Source organism: Lamprocystis purpurea DSM 4197 (genome assembly GCF_000379525.1).
In the GTDB taxonomy this organism is placed as follows: domain Bacteria; phylum Pseudomonadota; class Gammaproteobacteria; order Chromatiales; family Chromatiaceae; genus Thiodictyon; species Thiodictyon purpureum.
Genome location: NZ_KB902430.1, coordinates 64,540 through 81,728 on the forward strand (window position 1 = coordinate 64,540; position 17,189 = coordinate 81,728).

Sequence of the window (17,189 nt, forward strand, 5' to 3'; positions counted from 1 at the left end):
TCAGTTGAAAAAGGAGTGAGCGGTGCTAGACTCATTGGCAGGACAGGCTGCGGACCAGCGGCGATCATCAGCCGGATCGGGTTTCCGGATGCATAAGAATGTTGTAATCCCGATAGGATTTCCGTGGCTTTTTCTCTGTATCGACCGATGAGCGCATTGGGGGTATGGTCATGGCCACTCGCACTGATTTTGCGGTCACGGCGTCCTATCGGGCGCACCCGCTCTCCATGGCGATCACGGGCTGCCTGCAGCAGGGCTCAGGGATGCGTCTGGCTTCGGCTGCCGTATTGACACTGGCCATGGCCGTGCCTTCCTTGAGTCAGGGCGATACGTTCGCCGTCACCAACCTGCTCGACTCCGGTCCCGGAAGCCTGCGGCAGGCATTACAGGACGCCAACACGCATCCTGGGGCAGATCAAGTCACGCTCAGCAGTGTCAGCGGCACTCTGACGCTGACCTCCGGGTCGCTCGCGATCACCGATTCAGCCACGATCAGTGGGCCGGGCTCGGATCTGCTGACGATCGACGGGAATCTTGCCGCGCCACTGATTCAGATCAATATTACGGACGCCGATATCACGCTTTCCGGGCTGACCTTGACTCGCGGCGCCGCTGGGGACAGCAGGGGCGGGGCCATCACGTGCGAGATTGCGGTTGACCAATCAGGGTCGACGCTGACGATCAACGACGCGGTGATCACAGGTAATGTTGGAGTCGGAATCGGCGTTAGCGTTTTCACTTCGCCTGAATACTCACCGTATCCCGCCGACAGCACGGCTCTGATCATAATAAATGACAGCACCATTTCTGCGAATTCCGATGGTGGGGTGACATTCGAGACCTATGAAAACAAGGCAACTCCGACACTGCAGGTAAATTACAGTACGATCAGCGGGAACCGGGGGCCTGGACTGCGTGGCGATACTGATCAGAGTTCGTGGTTATACTCATATTATAACGCCCAAATTGTCATTCAGGACAGCAGCGTCCTTGATAACCAAGACGTTGGAATACGCGGTGGCTGCACGGCTGTTTCGGTCATTAACAGTACTATCTCCGGAAACGGTGGCGGTGGTGTCTTGGCGCATGGCGGACAATGCGACTGGAACTATGGGCCATCGCCAACAATTATCGAAAATAGTCAGATTGTGGGTAATGACGGGTCTGGAGTGCTGGCGCGGCGTTTCGGCCATCCCAGCGTGATCAACAGCCAGGTTTCCGGCAATCGGGGCGATGGGGTTTATCTTACGACCGGCGGCGGCGCCATTGTGATCGAGAGCAGTCGGATCTCCGGCAATGACGGGGTCGGAGTTGTTGAATCCTCTGACGGTTACGCGAACTCAATGTGTTCCGTAAGCAACAGCACGATCGATAACAATCAGGGCGGCGGGATCGAGGTGTCGAATTTCACCGGCTGGGTTCACAATGAGCTTGACATCAGCAACAGCACGATCTCGGGTAATTTCGGCGCCTTCGGCGGCGTGCGGTTTTACTCTGCCGAACAAGGACCTCTGCGTATCCGCAACAGCACGATTGTCGGGAATTCGGCGGATGCTCAGGGCGGCGGTGTGCAATGGGGTTATTATTTTGAGAACGAAGCGAGTGCCATGCTGGAGAATAGCATCGTGGCAGGCAACTCTGTCGGTGGTTCCGGCTCTGATCTGGAGGGTGTCTTCACTGCCGCGTACTGTCTCATTCAAGCGCCAGGTGCGGCCACCATTCACGAACCTGTTGCCGGCTCAAATCTGATCGGTGTCGATCCTGGGCTCGGTCCATTGCAGGATAACGGCGGTCCGACGCCAACCCATGCCCTGCTTGCCGGCAACCCGGCGCTTGACCGCGGTGACCCGGACTTCGCGCCGCCGCCGGATTTCGACCAGCGGGGCGACCCGTACGCGCGGGTGGGTCACGGCCGCCTTGATATCGGCGCCTACGAAGTACAAGGCGCTGCCCCAGCGGCCCTTGGGGTTTGGCGCCCGAGCGACCGTGGGTTCCGGCTGGATACCAACGGCAACGGCCGTTGGGACGGAGTGGGCGGCGGCGATACGCTGACCGCTGCCTTCGGACAGGCAACTGACCGCCCGGTGGTCGGCGACTGGAACGGCGACCACACCGATGATGTCGGTTTCTGGCGTCCGAGTACCCGCCAGTTCTTCCTGGACACCAACGGCAACCGCCGTTGGGATGGAGTCGCGGGCGGCGATACCCTGACCGGCGCCTTCGGTCTCGCAACCGACTTGCCGGTGACCGGCGACTGGAGCGGTGAGGGGACTGATGGGGTTGGCACCTGGCGCCCGAGCGACCGCAGATTCCGGCTGGACAGCAACGGCAACGGTTGGTGGGACGGTGTGACCGGTGGCGATACGCTGACCGATGCCTTCGGACAGGCCACTGACCGCCCGGTGGTCGGCGACTGGAACGGGGTTGGTCGCGAGGAGGTCGGTTTTTGGCGTTCGACGGACCGCCGCTTCCGGCTGGACACCAACGGCAACGGTCGTTGGGATGGCACCGCGGGCGGCGATACCCTGACCGATGCGTTCGGGTCGGCGGCTGACCTCCCGGTGACCGGCGATTGGAACGGTGACGGCGCCGACGAGATTGGCTGCTGGCGCCCGAGTACCCGCCAGTTCTTTCTCGATGTCAACGCAAACCAGCGGTGGGACGGGGCGACCGGCGGCGATACCCTCACCTTCGCGTTCGGCGCTTCAACCGATGTTCCGTTGGCGGGAGCGTGGTGACCGCACCGGAAAGCGGACCGGGAATATCCGCCGGAAACAAAAAAGGCGCTGTTTGCACAGCGCCTTCTCTATTTCTTGATCAGTTGGATTGCTGATCAGCAATTGGTGCCGAGGAGAGGACTCGAACCTCCACGGGTCGCCCCACTAATACCTGAAACTAGCGCGTCTACCAATTCCGCCACCTCGGCTTATCCCGGCGGCTGGTCGGCCTGAAGGCTGACTGTGACCGGGAGCGCGCATCTTAGTGAGACAAGGGCGCCTTGTCAACGGTACACTATCAGACCTTAGACATTTTTCAGAGCAGAGTCAGTAACACCACGTGGCAAGACGCAAGACGACCCCCGAGAAGACCGAAACCCCGCCCCCGAGCCGGACCGCCCGCGACAAGGACCCGCATCGCCAACGCGAGGCGAAGAAGTACGAGAACCCGATTCCCAGCCGGGAGTTCATCCTCGAAACCCTGACCGCGCAGGGCACCCCGCTGGAGTTGCCGGAGCTCGCGCAGATCCTGGATCTGACTGCCGCCGAGGATCTGGTGGCGCTGGAGCGCCGGCTGGGGGCCATGGTCCGCGACGGTCAGCTCCTGCGCAATCGTAAGCACGCTTTCTGCATCGTCAATCACCGCGATTTGATCGTGGGGCGGGTGATCGGACACCCGGACGGCTTCGGTTTCGTGCGCCCCGATGAGGGCGGCGATGACCTCTATCTGTATCCCAAGGACATGAAGGCGCTGTTCCACGGCGATCGGGTGGTGGTGCGGGTGAGCGGGCGCGACCGGCGCGGGCGTCTGGAGGGGTCGCTGGTCGAAACCCTGGAGCGCAACACCCGCACCGTGGTGGGCCGGCTTTATCAGGAGGGCGGGGTGGGCTTCGTGGCTGCGGACAACAAGCGGCTCGCCCACGACATCATCATTCCCAGCGACCGTCTGGGCGGCGCCACCCAGGGCCAGATCGTGGTCGCCGAGATCACCGATCAGCCGACGGTGCGCACCCCGCCGATCGGCCGCATCGCCGAGGTGCTGGGCGACCACATGGCCGCCGGCATGGAAACGGACATCGCCATCCGCGCCCATGATTTGCCGGTGGAATGGCCGGCCGCGGTGGAGGCCGAGATCGCGGCGCTGACCCCGGAGGTGCCGGAGGCGGCGAAGGCCGGCCGCATGGATCTGCGCAAACTCCCGCTGGTCACCATCGACGGGGCCGATGCCCGCGACTTCGACGACGCCGTGTATTGCGAGCGCAAGCCCAAGGGCTGGAAGCTGCTGGTCTCGATCGCCGATGTCTCGGCTTACGTGGTCCCCGGCACGGCCCTGGACCGCGAGGCCTATGCGCGCGGCAACTCGGTCTATTTCCCCGACCGCGTCATCCCCATGCTGCCGGAAATCCTGTCCAACGGGCTCTGCTCGCTGAACCCGGAGGTGGATCGGCTGTGCATGACCGCCGAGTTGTACATCGATTTCGAGGGCAAGGTCACCCGCACCCGGTTCTACTCGGCGGTGATGCGCTCGCAGGCGCGGCTCACCTATGATCAGGTGGCGGCGATGATCGTGGACGGCGACCCGGACTTGTGCGTCCGCCACGCCAAGCTGCTGCCGCATCTGCACGAACTCTATGCCCTGTATCAGGCGCTGCATACCGCCCGCGCGGCGCGCGGGGCCATCGAATTCGACTCGATCGAGACCAAATTCGAGTTCAATGAGCAAGGGCGCATCGCCGCCGTGGTTCCGGTGATCCGCAACGATGCCCATCGGCTGATCGAGGAGTGCATGCTGGCCGCCAACGTGGCGGCGGCGCGGTTGTTCGAGCGCAAGAAGATCGCGGCGCTCTACCGCATCCATGACCTGCCGAGCGAGGAGAAGCTCAACGATCTGCGCGAGTTCCTGGGTCAGCTCGCGCTCAAGCTGCCGGGCGGGGTCAAGCCGACGGCCGCGGACTATGCCCAGTTGCTGATCGAGATCAAGGATCGTCCGGACCGCCAACTGATCCAGACCGTGCTGTTGCGCTCCATGCAGCAGGCCATGTACAGCGCGGATAACCTGGGTCATTTCGGCCTGGCCTATGCGGCCTATACGCACTTCACCTCGCCGATCCGCCGTTATCCGGATCTGATCGTCCACCGCATCATCAAGCACCTGCTCGACGGCGGCGCGCCGGCGGATCTGGATTACGCCAAGTCCGATCTTCAGCAGATCGGTGAGCACTGCTCAGGCACCGAGCGGCGCGCCGATGAGGCAACCCGCGACGCCAATGACTGGCTCAAATGCGAGTTCATGCAGGACAAGCTGGGCGAGCAGTTCGAGGGGCTCATCACCAGCGTGACCTCCTTCGGCATTTTCGTTCAGCTCGATGAGATCCATGTCGATGGTCTGGTGCACATCACCGCGCTGGACAACGACTATTATCACTTCGACCCGATCGGTCACCGGCTGGCCGGCGAGCGCACCGGCACCGTCTATCGTCTGGGCGACCGGCTGCGGATTCAGGTGGCGGCGGTCAATCTGGACGACCGCAAGATCGACTTCGTGCTGGCGCCGCCGGCGGTCGAGGAGACGCGCGCGGCGGGCTCAGGACGGCGGCGGCGCAAAAGCTGATGGGCATCAGTGCTGTGGGAGCGGCCTCCGGCCGCGATTCGGTCTCACGGTGAATGCCGATGTCGCGATGGTCCGCAAGGTCCAATCGCGGCCGGAGGCCGCTCCCACGGGGACTGCCCTGTCCCCGAGGTGCGGCCGCTCCGGTCGCTCTGCTCGGCTCAATACCAGCCGGGGCCGCCCAAGCCGCCCCAACCGCCCCAGGCACCCCAGTTCATCGCGGCCGCCTGATTCATCTCGGCGGCCTCCAGGTTTTCGTTGCTGATTTGTTTGGCCAGACGCAGTTGCTGGTAGCTCTGATACTGCTTGGGTCCGCCGATAAAGGCCTGGTTGTTCTTGACGTCGGGCAGAATGTAATAGGTCTTGCCGTTATAGGCGACCTGGGTGACCCGATCCGCCGGCAGCGTTGAGAGCAGTGTCACCTGATCGGGCTTGGTGGGGGTGATCGCCTTGAAACCGGCGGCGACGGCCAGGTTCTCTTTTTCCTGAAAATCACTTGCGCAGCCCGCGGCGAGCGCCAGGAGCGCGATCACGACGAGGCCTTTCAGTGCGGTGGCTGGGGAGTTCATGGTCGTTTCGATCGTCCTGCGGCGAGGATGGAAGAGGGGCCTCGATCAAGGGCGATCCCCCGTCCGGGGATCGCGGCAGCCCCGCCCGTGCGTCCAGTGGCCTGGCCGGAAGGCTGCTCGAGGTCGGCCAATACACCGCCGTAAGTGCGGTTCGGCGCTCAGTCTACGCCCGCTTCACGCCGTGTCAACGGGGGTCCGGATGATGCGGCCAACGACCAAGGCGATGTCCGGATATCAGATGCGAAGGCGATATACTGGTCATCCACTTCCGGCGTGATGGAATCCCATGCACGCCACCACCACTCCATACGAGCGATCCATGCCCGACCACGACACCAGTGACCTGTTTTCTCCCTACCAGCTCGGCAGCCTGAGGCTCGCCAACCGCATCGTGATGGCCCCGCTGACACGCAGCCGCGCCGGTGTCGGCGATGTGCCCACGCCGCTGATGGCGGCCTATTACGCGCAGCGCGCGAGCGCCGGTCTGATCATCAGCGAGGCCTCGCAGATCTCGCCGCAGGGCAAGGGCTACATTCAGACGCCCGGCATTTACAGCGAGGCGCAGATCGCCGGCTGGCGGCAGGTGACCGCGGCCGTGCATGATCAGGGCGGCAAGATGTTCTGCCAACTCTGGCATGTCGGGCGCATCTCGCATCCCGAGCTGCAGGAGGGCGGCGCGCTTCCGGTGGCGCCCTCGGCGGTCAAAGCGGTGGGGCAGGTGTTCACCGGCCGGGGGATGGTCGACATGGTGACGCCGCGGGCGCTGACGCTCGAGGAGATTCCCGGCCTCATCGCCGACTACCGGCAGGCCGCGCGCAATGCCAGAGCGGCCGGCTTCGACGGGGTCGAGATCCACGCGGCCAACGGGTATCTGCTCGACCAGTTCCTGCGCGACAAGACCAATCTGCGCACGGATGCCTACGGCGGCAGCATCGAGAACCGTGCCCGGTTGTTGCTCGAAGTGACCGACGCGGTGCTGGAGGTCTGGGACAAGGACCGTGTCGGCGTGCGCATCGCGCCGCTCTCGCCGGCGAACGACATCGCCGACAGCGATCCGGAGCCGCTTTTCACCTATGTGACGCGGGAGCTTTCGGCCCGCGGTATCGGGTTCCTGGATGTCGTCGAGGGTGTCACCGGCGGCCCGCGCGAGACCGGTCACCGCTTTCATCTCGCGACCCTGCGCCCGCTGTTCAAGGGCACTTACATCGGCAACAACGGCTATTCACGCGAACTGGCACTGACCACCCGCGCCGCGGACCACGCCGACCTGATCGCGTTCGGCAAGTTGTTCATCGCTAATCCCGACCTGGTGGAGCGTCTGCGCCTTGACGTCCCCCTGAACGCGCCCGACCAGGCGACTTTCTACGGCGGCGATGAACACGGCTATACCGATTATCCGTTCCTCGACGGGCACTGATCGGGAGCGGGTCAGCGGGCAACCGCGGCCTGCCTTCAGGACGCGGCTGCCCGCCCGGCGGATTACTTCTCGACCATGCCCTCGACCGTCACTTCAACGCGGCGGTTGGGTTGATAGCATTCGATCAGCGCCTCTCTGGACTTGGCACCGGCGCAGTCGGCCGGCGTGACCTTCAGTTGGCTCTTGCCGAAGCCTTGTGCCGAGATCTTATCCGCGGGAATGCCCTGACCGACCAGATGGTCGCGGACGGTGTTGGCGCGGCGGTCGGACAAGGCCAGGTTGTAGGCTTCCGAGCCGATCGGGTCGGTGTGGCCGGCCACCTGGATGTCGTTGAAATTGACCTGGTTGAGATCGCCGGCAAAGGTGTTCAGCCGGTCCGCGCCGGTGGGCTTGAGGGTGGCCTTGTCGAAGGCGAACAGGGCGTCAGCCGACAGTTCGAAGGTCCGGGTCACGGGCGCCGGCTTGGCGCGGCTGCCCAGCGGAATCACGATGCCGGCGGTGACGATCCAGTCGCCGAAGTCTTCATCGTCGATCAGGCGGGCCGCATTATCGTCGTAGCGGTAGCGGCCGTCGACCCGCAAGGAGGCATATTCGGTGATCGGCACCACGAAGCCGGCACCGGCCTCGGCCATGAAGCTGAAGCCGCTGCCGGATTTGCAGTTACCGATGTTCACCTCGGAAATATTGCACTCGAAATCGTCGTTGATGATGCCGATGCCGGCCAGCAGGAACGGCTGGAAGCGGCCGCGGCTCAGGAAGAACAGGCCGTCCACACCCAGGTCGCCGATGCGGAAGTCGCCGCCGGCGTCGTCCTGGCTGGCCAGGTCGGTGTAGGTCATCCGCAGTTCCAGATTGAGGCGTTCGTTGAGCGGCTTGCCGACGGCGAACCCGCCGCCGAAGCCGTCATCGACGCCCCGATTCTCGTCCGCCCAGGTGTAGGAGGCGAAGGGGAGGATGTACCAGCGGTCATCGAACCGCGGCAGCGTGTCGGTCTGGTAATCGGTTTGTGCGATCGCGGCCAGCGGAGCGGCGAGGACGAGGGCGGAGAGTGTGCTTCGATAGATGTTTTTCATGGAGCGATACCCGAATAACTGATGATAGGTCAGGCGTTCAGTTGGGGTTGGTCGTCCCGATCCAAGCGCCAGATGCAAAAATAGCACATGTTGTCTTTTTTGCACGAAGGTTTCTGATGCAATCCGGAAATCACCCTAACTGTGGTAGGCAAAGCTATACTGTCGACTCAGATTCCGGGAGGTGCTTATGGCTCAGGCGACGCGTAGCGGACAGTTGAATTTCAGCGATTATGTCGAACGGGCGCTCCGCGAGGGGGCCATGTGGACGCTGATGTGTGTCGCTCTCTACTTGGTGTTGTCGCTGGTGACCTACGTGCCGGATGACCCGGGCTGGTCCTACGTCGGCGAGACGACGCGGATCAGCAACGCCGGGGGGCGGACCGGGGCCTGGTTCGCCGATGTCAGTCTGTATCTCTTCGGCTATTTTGCCTATCTGGTGCCGCTGATGGTGGGGTTCAGCGCCTGGGTGTTGTTCCGCGGGCGCGAGGAGGAGGGCGCACCGCGGGCCTGGATGCTGGCCCTGCGTTGGATCGGCTTTCTGCTGACGTTGGCCGCGGGTTGCGGCTTTGCGACCATGCACTTCATCGCGCTGGGTACGGGGCTGCCCAACGGCAGCGGCGGCGGCCTGGGACACGCGGTCAGCGGTCTCATGGCCGAGCGCTTCGGGGCCGGCACCGAGGTCCTGCTGGCCGGCGTGCTCCTGGTCGGATTCACCCTGTTTTCGGGGATCTCCTGGTTCGCGCTGATCGAGTCGCTGGGTGACGGCTTGTTGCAGGGGCTGCGCTCGTTGGGTGCCGGCGCGGCGGGTGGGCTGTCCGCCTTGGCCAGGCGCCGGGGCGGGTCCGTGCCGATCGAGCTCCCCAAGGATCTCCAACTGATCGACGCCGCTGAACTGGCTCCGACGCGGGATGCGGCGGATGCGGCGGACGCGTCGGGGGCCTGGGACTGGCCCCAATCGGAGGCGGTTGCCCGCGTGGCCAAGCGTCAGCAGCCCGAGGCCGATGCGGAGCCGCCGTCGGAGTCCTTGGCGGATCGGGACCCCGAGTGGCTGGATGCGCCCGCACCTGCCGCGGCCGCTGTGCCCCAGGCCGCGACCACCGCGGTCAGGGAGTCCGAGCCCGATGCCGAGCCCGCGTCTGAGCCGGTTCTCACCCTGACCGATCTGATCAAGGGCCAGCGGCCGGTACCCAAAGAAGCGCCGCGGGTCCAAACGGTGCGACGCACTCCGGCGGCTGCCGGGTGCCCGCTTGTCCGGTCCGAGTCCGTGCCGACCGGGGAGGGCCGCCGCCCTCCGCTCGACCTGCTGGACCTGCCGCGCAAGACCGGCAAGGGGTATACGGATGAGCAGATCGAGGCGCTGTCGCGTCTGGTGGAGGTGCGGCTCAAGGACTTCGGCGTGCAGGTGGAGGTGGTGGCCGCCTACCCCGGACCGGTGGTGACGCTGCTCGAGTTGCAGTTGGCGCCCGGTACCAAGTCCAGCAAGATTCTGGGTCTCTCCAAGGATCTCGCGCGCGCGCTGTCCAAGATCAGCGTGCGGGTGGTCGAGGTCATCCCCGGTAAATCGGTGATCGGCATCGAGATCCCCAACGAGAAACGGGAGACGGTGTTTCTGAGCGAAATCCTGGGCTCCACCGACTATCTGGAGTCCAAATCGCCCCTGACGCTCGCCCTGGGTCACAACATCTCCGGTCTGCCGGTCTCGGTCGATCTGGCGCGCATGCCCCATGCCCTGATCGCCGGCACCACCGGCTCCGGCAAGTCGGTCGCCATCAACGCGATGATCCTGAGCCTGGTCTACAAAGCCGGACCCGAGGACGTCCGCCTGATCATGGTGGACCCCAAGATGCTGGAACTCTCGGTTTACGAGGGCATTCCCCACCTGCTGACGCCGGTGGTGACCGACATGAAGGAGGCGGCCAATGCCCTACGCTGGTGTGTCGGTGAGATGGAGCGCCGCTATCGGCTGATGGCCGCCCTGGGCGTGCGCAACATCGGCGGTTACAACCGCAAGGTCGCGGATGCCGAGGCGGCCGGGGAGCCGTTGCGCGACCCGGTGCTGGCGGCCGAGTTCGCCAAGAATCCGGGGATGGAGGGGGCAGTGCCCACCATCGGCCATTTGCCCTATATCGTGGTCATCATCGACGAGCTGGCCGATATGATGATGGTGGTCGGCAAGAAGGTGGAGGAATTGATCGCCCGTCTGGCTCAAAAGGCGCGCGCCTCCGGCATCCATCTGATGCTCGCCACCCAGCGGCCCTCGGTCGACGTGCTGACCGGCCTGATCAAGGCCAACATCCCGACCCGGATCTCGTTCCAGGTCAGCTCCCGGATCGATTCGCGCACCGTGCTGGATCAGATGGGTGCGGAGCAACTGCTCGGCCACGGTGACATGCTCTACCTGCCGCCGGGCGGCAACATCCCGCAGCGGGTGCACGGGGCTTTCGTCGACGATCATGAGGTGCACCGCGTGGTGGAATTCCTCAAGACCCAGGGCGCGCCCGACTATATCGAGGATATCCTGCGCGAGTCCCAGGAGTCGCTGCCGGGGATCGATCCGGAGCCGCGCGGTGATGTCGAGGACAGCGACCCGCTCTTCGATGAGGCGGTGCAGATCGTTGTAGAGAGCCGACGCGCCTCCATCTCAGGGGTACAACGCCGGCTCAAGATCGGCTACAACCGTGCCGCGCGCATGATCGAAGAGATGGAGCGCATCGGCATCGTCGGCCCCCCGGAGACGAATGGGAACCGTGAGGTGCTGGCCCCCCCTGTTGTCCACGAGGATTGAATGCCTATGCGTCATTTGCACCCCCGCACCGCGGCGCGGCGCGGACTTTCCGCGCCGATTGCGTACGTTCTGACTGCCATCCTCAGCCTGATCTGGCTGCCGGCCGGCGCCGAGGGAACGCAGCGCCTGGACGCCTACCTCAAGGGGCTGACCAGCCTGGAGGCGGATTTCGCCCAGTTCACGTTCAATGCCGACCGGACGCGCATGATGGAGGGGCGGGGCACTTTCTATCTGCAGCGCCCTGGACGGTTCCGCTGGCAGTACGAAACCCCCGGCAAACAGGTGATCATCGCCGACGGCAAGCGGGTTTATCTACACGATCTGGAACTGGATCAGGTCTCGCACCAGTCCGAGGAGAAGGCCCTGCGCGGCACGCCGGCCCTGTTGCTGGCGAACAACGACCCTATCGACCGGCATTTCACCGCCAAGCCGATAGACAGTACCGACGGCCGCGAGTGGGTCGAGCTGACGCCCAAGGCGGCGGACACCGACGTGATCCGGATCGAACTGGGGTTCGGCGACACGGGGATCGAGAGCATGATCATGGAAGACAGTTTCGGCCAGACTACCCGGCTGAACTTCACCGAGATCAAGCGCAACCCGTCACTCGACGCCGCCCTGTTCGAGGTCGACGAAAAGGCCGGCGGGGACTTCCTGTCGTTCGACTGAGACCGCGGGTCCAAACCGCATGACCACGCCGACGCCTGACGCACCCCTGGCCGATCGGATGCGCCCGCACGACCTCGACGGCTTCGTCGGTCAGGACCATCTGCTCGGCATCGGCAAGCCGCTGCGCCAGGCGATCGACTCGGGTCGGCTGCATTCCATGATCTTCTGGGGGCCGCCGGGCACCGGCAAGACCACCCTGGCGCGGCTGGCGGCGGTGCGCTCGGGTGCGCATTTTATCAATCTTTCGGCGGTGCTGGCCGGGGTCAAGGACATCCGTGAGGCGGTGGCGCAGGCGCAGCAGATGCGCCGGAGTGAGGGCCGGGCCACCGTGCTTTTCATTGATGAGGTGCACCGCTTCAATAAGGGTCAGCAGGACGCATTTCTGCCCCATGTCGAGGACGGTACCCTCACGTTCATCGGCGCCACCACCGAAAACCCCTCATTCGAACTCAACAACGCCCTGTTGTCGCGCGCCCGTGTCTATGTGCTCAAGCCGCTGGATCTCAATGCCATTGCCGCCGTGGTCACCCGTGCGCTGCAAGACCCGGTCAATGGATTGGGTTCGAGCGGCCTGACACTCCCCGCGGACGCGGCCAATCTGCTCGCGCAAGCGGCCGATGGCGATGCTCGCCGCGCGCTCAACCTGCTGGAGTTGGCGGCCGAACTGGCTGAGGGCGGGATCATCGACGCGGCGGGGGTGGCCGCGGTGGCAGCGGGTCAGGTGCGCCGTTTCGACAAGGGCGGCGATCTCTTTCATGACCAGATCTCGGCCCTGCACAAATCCATCCGCGGCTCAGCCCCGGATGCCGCACTCTATTGGCTGGCGCGCATGATCGACGGCGGCTGCGATCCGCTCTACATCGCCCGCCGGCTGGTGCGCATGGCCTGCGAGGACATCGGCAATGCCGACCCGCGAGCCCTGGCGCTGGCCATGAATGCCTGGGATGCCCAGGAGCGGTTGGGCTCGCCGGAGGGCGAACTCGCCCTGGCTCAGGCCGCCGTCTATCTGGCCAGCACGGCCAAGAGCAATGCCATCTATCTGGCCTGGAACGCGGCCCTGGCCGACGCCCGCCAATTCGGGACAGCGGAGGTCCCCAACCACTTGCGCAACGCCCCCACCCGACTCATGAAGGGCCTGGGCTACGGGCACGCCTACCGCTATGCGCATGACGAGCCGGAGGCCTATGCCGCCGGCGAGACCTATTTTCCCGAAGCCTTGGGCGAACGGCGCTATTACCAGCCGACCGACCGCGGTCTGGAGATCCGGATCCGCGAGAAGCTCGACCGCCTGCGCGCACTGGATCGCGCGGCACGCGAGAATGGAGCGTCGGGCGGGTCTGAGTGATCGCTTTGGCCGCAACGGCGATCGTGGGAGCGGCCTCCGGCCGCGATCGGGCCTCGCGAGATCTTGAACAAGACCTTCGCCAAGATCCACGCGGTTGATCGGACGGGTGGCGAATTGCGCTCAAACGGGCGTATCCGCCGCACCGACTGGTTCAGATCCGGAATGTCTCACGCCACGGCGCCAAGACGCCAAGGTTCTTCAAGGCGCTATCGAAACCGGAGGCCATTGAACACGAATGCGGGTCCATGCTACCGTCCATCCGCACCGCCTCAGCCATTCCCACGAAAAGGAAATCCACATGTTTTTTGAACTGCTCCAACGCCATCCGGGGCTGCGCGGCCAACGCGCGGCACTTTTTGCCTTGTGTTTGATATTGGTCCTGAGTCTGGCCCTGGGCCAGGCCGCGGCCGGGCTGGCGGTTCCCGGCGACGCGGCGGCGACCCATGGCGCTGCCCTGCGCGCGCAGGTGGTCGCCGCGGGCTGGGTGACCGTGCGGGTGGATCTGCGCGCGGTGGCGTCGGTCGCGGCGGCGGAGGACCTGGAGCAGACGGCCCAGGACCTGCTGTTCGCCTTGCCGGTCGGGTCATATGAGGTGGTCGAGGGCGGCGCCGACTCAGCCAGCTTGGCCCTGCGGGTCGATGCCGCCGGACTGGATGCGCTACTGGGCTCCCCATGGGCGGCGGCGGTGACCACGGGCGGTACGTCGGAGATGCAGCGGCTGGCTGCGGGCGGTTATCACAGCCTGGCCATCAAGCCCGATGGCAGCCTCTGGGCCTGGGGTCACAACGTCCCTGGCCCTCAAGACCGACGGCAGTCTCTGGGCCTGGGGAGACAACTACAACGGCCAGCTCGGCGACGGCACCACCACCAATCGGTCGACGCCGGTCCAGGTCCTGACCGGGGTCGCGGCCATGGCAGGCGGCTACGCCCACACCCTGGCCCTCAAGACCGACGGCAGCCTCTGGGCCTGGGGATACAACTACTTCGGCGAGCTCGGCGACGGCACCACCACCGATCGCTTGAGGCCCGTCCAGGTTCTGACCGGCGTCGCGGCCGTGTCAGCCGATTATCACACCCTGGCTCTCAAGACCGACGGCAGCCTCTGGGCCTGGGGGTACAACAGTGGCGGCCGGCTCGGCGACGGCACCACCACCGATCGCTTGAGGCCCGTCCAGGTTCTGACCGGCGTCGCGGCCGTGTCAGCCGGTGGTGATCACACCCTGGCCCTCAAGACCGACGGCAGCCTCTGGGCCTGGGGCGTCGGCCCGCTTGGCGACGGCACCACCGCGACTCACCTGAGTCCAGTGCCGGTGGTCGGGTTTGGGGGATCACTCACCCCCGACGCCGACTTCACCGTCACCAACGTCACCCTGAACCCGAGCGCCCCGCTCGCCGGCGGCACCTTCAATGCCTGGATCACCTTGAAGAATCGGGGCACCCAGGCCGGCAACCCAGGCACCCTGCGCGTCTGGGCCAACCAGCCCCAGACCCAAAGCTGCGATGCCCCAGGGGACGTCGACATCAGCCTGACGAGCCTGCCCGCGGGCGCCAATCAGACCGTGCGGATCACCCTGCCGGCCGGCACCGCCGGTTACAAGACGCTGCGGACTTTCATCGACAGCCAGTGTCAGACCACGGAACTCAATGAGACCAACAACCAGGTCGGCAAAGGCTACCGGGTCTTCGCCCAGCCGATCGCCGACTTCGCGGTCACCGCCATCGCCCTGACGCCCAAGCGCCCCACCGCCAGCGGGACCTTCAGCGCCGCCGTGACGGTGAAGAACCGCGGCACCGCACCAGGCGACGCCGGCGTGCTCGCCCTCTGGGTCGATCGGCCGGACGTCCCCGCCTGCGGCGCCGCGGGCGACGCCGCGCTGCCCGTCGGCACCCTCGCCGCCGGGGCCAGCCGCACCCTGACGCTGGACGGCCTCCCGGCCGGGACGGCCGCCGCCAAGTCACTGCGCGCCTTCGTCGACGCCACCTGCATCAGCGCGGAGGCCTACGACGGCAACAACCACTGGATGAAGCCTTACACGGTCGTGCCCTGAACCACCCTCCGGAGGTAACGCGCGCAGTCACCCGACGTCCCGTCTCGGAACCTCGGGTGACGCCGCGCTAAACAGGTGCATAAGCCCCCCGGACGATGAACGTCCGCCGTGGGAGCGGCCTCCGGCCGCGATGCGAGGCCGCGGTCACCTGCGATCCAGCGGCAGTTTGAGAGGCCCCGTCGCGGCCGGAGGCCGCTCCCACAAGGGAGACCGGCCTGGCGTTCACGCTAACCCCGAACCCGATCGACACGGACTGGTTCGGAACGCTGATCCACAGATGTCACAGATGTTTTTCTTCATCTGTGAACGTCTGTGACATCTGTGGATAAATCCGAATCATGACAGGCTTCCGCGAACCCGTTACCCTGCACCCCGACGACTCGCGTCCCTGCTTCCGAGGCCCGCCATGCACCGCCGCAGACTGCCGATCGGCATTCAGACCTTCGCCAAGATCCGCGCGGATGATCACTATTACGTGGACAAAACCGGCTTCATCCGGCAGTTGACCGACGAGGGCACGCACTATTTTCTGTCGCGCCCGCGCCGTTTCGGCAAATCGCTGCTGCTCGATACCTTGGGAGAACTTTTCGCCGGCAACGAGGCGCTGTTTCGCGATCTCGCTATTCATCCGCACTGGGACTGGGCCACCCGCTATCCGGTCATCCGGATCAGCTTCGGCGGCGGTCTCGTGCACAGCCGGGCGGAGCTGGACGACAAGATCGGGGAACAACTGCGCATCAATCAGGCCGCGCTGGGGCTGCGCTGCACCGAAACCGGCAGTGGTGCCTGCTTCGCGGAACTGCTGCGGCTGGCCCATGCCGCGACCGGCCAGCGGGCGGTGGTGTTGGTCGACGAATACGACAAGCCGATCCTCGACAATCTCACCGATCCCGACACCGCGCGCGCCGCCCGCGATGGGCTGCGCGATCTCTATTCGGTCATCAAGGACAACGACGCCCATGTTCGCTTTGTATTCATCACCGGGGTGAGTAAGTTCAGCAAGGTGAGCATTTTCTCGGGGCTGAATAACCTGCGTGACATCACGGTCTCTGCCGATTATTCAGCCCTTTGCGGTTATACCGAGCAGGATGTCGAGACCGTCTTCGCCCCCGAACTTCCCGAGTTGGACCGGGACGAAATCCGCCGCTGGTACAACGGTTACAACTGGACCGGCGCGGCCGTCTACAATCCCTTTGATCTGCTGCTGCTGTTTCAGGAACGCGAATTCAGAACCTGGTGGTTCGAAACCGGCACGCCGACTTTTCTGGTGGATCTGCTCATGCAGCGCGGCTTTTTCAGCCCCAGTCTGGCGCGCCTGCGCGCCGACGAAGCGCTGCTGTCGGCCTTCGACGTGGATCATCTGGCCACCGAGGCGCTGCTGTGGCAGACCGGCTATCTCACCTTCACCGGCGCGCGGCGCATCGGTGCCCGACTCGAATACACCCTGGGTTATCCCAATCTGGAAGTCGAGAGCGCGCTGAACGATAGCCTGATCAAAGCACTGATCGGCCATCCGGGACGCGCCAGCGAGCTGACGAGCCGGCTCTACGATCTGCTGCTGGCAGCGGATTTCGACGGCCTGCGCGCCCATCTCGACAGCCTGTTTGCCGCCATTCCCTATCACTGGCATACCGGCAATCCCATCGCCCGCTATGAGGGCTACTACGCCAGCGTCTTCTACAGCCACCTGGCCGCGCTCGGCCTGGACTTGACGGCGGAGGACGCCAGCCGCCAGGGTCGGGTCGATCTGACGCTGAGATTCAACGGCCGGATTTGGCTGTTCGAGTTCAAGGTGGTCGAACTCGAACCCGCTGGGCGGGCCTTGCAACAGCTCAAGGATCGGGGCTACGCGGACAAATACCGGGCGGCGGGCCAGCCGATCCATCTGATCGGCATCGAATTCAGCCGCGAGCAGCGCGGCGTGGTCGGCTTTGAGGTCGAGACCCTTTAAACCGCGC

Annotated in this window: 11 protein-coding genes, 1 tRNA gene and 1 pseudogene; 9 read left to right on the forward strand and 4 right to left on the reverse strand. The window is 64.9% G+C overall.

Annotated features, from left to right (window positions below):
- Nucleotides 1–164: 164 nt before the first annotated feature.
- Nucleotides 165–2,738 carry a right-handed parallel beta-helix repeat-containing protein gene (locus A39O_RS38040; RefSeq protein ID WP_083924570.1) on the forward strand — a complete coding sequence of 858 codons (2,574 nt, stop codon included), beginning with the start codon at nt 165–167 and terminating at the stop codon, nt 2,736–2,738.
- Between the two features lie 103 nt (nt 2,739–2,841).
- Here the strand turns inward: A39O_RS38040 and A39O_RS0107605 are convergent.
- Nucleotides 2,842–2,926: transfer RNA gene (locus tag A39O_RS0107605), tRNA-Leu, on the reverse strand.
- 131 nt (nt 2,927–3,057) lie between these two features.
- On the opposite strand from A39O_RS0107605, the gene rnr reads away from it, so the two are divergent.
- Nucleotides 3,058–5,328 (forward strand): ribonuclease R, encoded by a 2,271-nt coding sequence (gene rnr / locus A39O_RS0107610; protein WP_020504091.1) that lies wholly within the window; start codon nt 3,058–3,060, stop codon nt 5,326–5,328.
- A 158-nt stretch (nt 5,329–5,486) separates the two neighbouring features.
- On the opposite strand, the gene A39O_RS0107615 is transcribed toward rnr, so the two are convergent.
- A complete protein-coding gene (locus A39O_RS0107615; RefSeq protein WP_020504092.1) occupies nt 5,487–5,894 on the reverse strand; it encodes a hypothetical protein in 408 nt (135 codons plus the stop codon).
- 319 nt (nt 5,895–6,213) lie between these two features.
- Here A39O_RS0107615 and A39O_RS0107620 point away from each other — a divergent pair, with 319 nt between their 5' ends.
- Entirely contained in the window at nt 6,214–7,311 is a 1,098-nt protein-coding gene (locus A39O_RS0107620) for an alkene reductase (RefSeq protein ID WP_020504093.1), read from the forward strand.
- Nucleotides 7,312–7,373: 62 nt separating this feature from the next.
- On the opposite strand, the gene A39O_RS0107625 is transcribed toward A39O_RS0107620, so the two are convergent.
- Nucleotides 7,374–8,384, reverse strand: a complete 1,011-nt coding sequence (locus A39O_RS0107625) for an OmpA family protein (RefSeq protein WP_020504094.1) — start codon at nt 8,382–8,384, stop codon at nt 7,374–7,376.
- A 187-nt stretch (nt 8,385–8,571) separates the two neighbouring features.
- Here A39O_RS0107625 and A39O_RS0107630 point away from each other — a divergent pair, with 187 nt between their 5' ends.
- From A39O_RS0107630 to A39O_RS0107640, 3 genes are read left to right on the forward strand one after another with little or no spacing between them, the layout of a single operon-like run.
- Nucleotides 8,572–11,169 (forward strand): DNA translocase FtsK, encoded by a 2,598-nt coding sequence (locus A39O_RS0107630; protein ID WP_020504095.1) that lies wholly within the window; start codon nt 8,572–8,574, stop codon nt 11,167–11,169.
- A gap of 6 nt (nt 11,170–11,175) precedes the next feature.
- On the forward strand, nt 11,176–11,838 hold the full coding sequence (gene lolA, locus A39O_RS0107635) for an outer membrane lipoprotein chaperone LolA (protein WP_020504096.1): 663 nt from the start codon (nt 11,176–11,178) through the stop codon (nt 11,836–11,838).
- A 19-nt stretch (nt 11,839–11,857) separates the two neighbouring features.
- Complete coding sequence (locus A39O_RS0107640) at nt 11,858–13,183, forward strand: replication-associated recombination protein A (protein ID WP_026199233.1); 1,326 nt, start codon at nt 11,858–11,860, stop codon at nt 13,181–13,183.
- A gap of 151 nt (nt 13,184–13,334) precedes the next feature.
- On the opposite strand, the gene A39O_RS42135 is transcribed toward A39O_RS0107640, so the two are convergent.
- Nucleotides 13,335–13,628, reverse strand: coding sequence for a hypothetical protein (locus A39O_RS42135; RefSeq protein WP_020504098.1), 294 nt, complete (start codon nt 13,626–13,628; stop codon nt 13,335–13,337).
- 264 nt (nt 13,629–13,892) lie between these two features.
- On the opposite strand from A39O_RS42135, the pseudogene A39O_RS43490 reads away from it, so the two are divergent.
- The 3 genes and pseudogenes from A39O_RS43490 to A39O_RS0107655 all read left to right on the forward strand — a co-directional run.
- Nucleotides 13,893–13,940, forward strand: a pseudogene (locus tag A39O_RS43490) (hypothetical protein); the annotation flags it as partial.
- 1 nt (nt 13,941) lies between these two features.
- Nucleotides 13,942–15,231, forward strand: a complete 1,290-nt coding sequence (locus A39O_RS42140) for an RCC1 domain-containing protein (RefSeq protein WP_020504099.1) — start codon at nt 13,942–13,944, stop codon at nt 15,229–15,231.
- A 406-nt stretch (nt 15,232–15,637) separates the two neighbouring features.
- The gene (locus A39O_RS0107655; RefSeq protein ID WP_020504100.1) at nt 15,638–17,182 is read left to right on the forward strand and encodes an ATP-binding protein; all 1,545 of its coding nucleotides are present in this window, start codon (nt 15,638–15,640) and stop codon (nt 17,180–17,182) included.
- Nucleotides 17,183–17,189 lie beyond the last annotated feature (7 nt).

Coding starts and splice junctions, on each gene's coding strand:
- A39O_RS38040 (WP_083924570.1), top strand. CDS start 165: ATGGTCATGGCCACTCGCACTGATTTTGCGGTCACGGCGTCCTATCGG.
- A39O_RS0107615 (WP_020504092.1), bottom strand. CDS start 5,894: ATGAACTCCCCAGCCACCGCACTGAAAGGCCTCGTCGTGATCGCGCTC.
- A39O_RS0107620 (WP_020504093.1), top strand. CDS start 6,214: ATGCCCGACCACGACACCAGTGACCTGTTTTCTCCCTACCAGCTCGGC.
- A39O_RS0107625 (WP_020504094.1), bottom strand. CDS start 8,384: ATGAAAAACATCTATCGAAGCACACTCTCCGCCCTCGTCCTCGCCGCT.
- A39O_RS0107630 (WP_020504095.1), top strand. CDS start 8,572: ATGGCTCAGGCGACGCGTAGCGGACAGTTGAATTTCAGCGATTATGTC.
- lolA (WP_020504096.1), top strand. CDS start 11,176: ATGCGTCATTTGCACCCCCGCACCGCGGCGCGGCGCGGACTTTCCGCG.
- A39O_RS0107640 (WP_026199233.1), top strand. CDS start 11,858: ATGACCACGCCGACGCCTGACGCACCCCTGGCCGATCGGATGCGCCCG.
- A39O_RS42135 (WP_020504098.1), bottom strand. CDS start 13,628: ATGGGTCGCCGCCGCGTCGCCGGGAACCGCCAGCCCGGCCGCGGCCTG.
- A39O_RS42140 (WP_020504099.1), top strand. CDS start 13,942: ATGGCAGCCTCTGGGCCTGGGGTCACAACGTCCCTGGCCCTCAAGACC.
- A39O_RS0107655 (WP_020504100.1), top strand. CDS start 15,638: ATGCACCGCCGCAGACTGCCGATCGGCATTCAGACCTTCGCCAAGATC.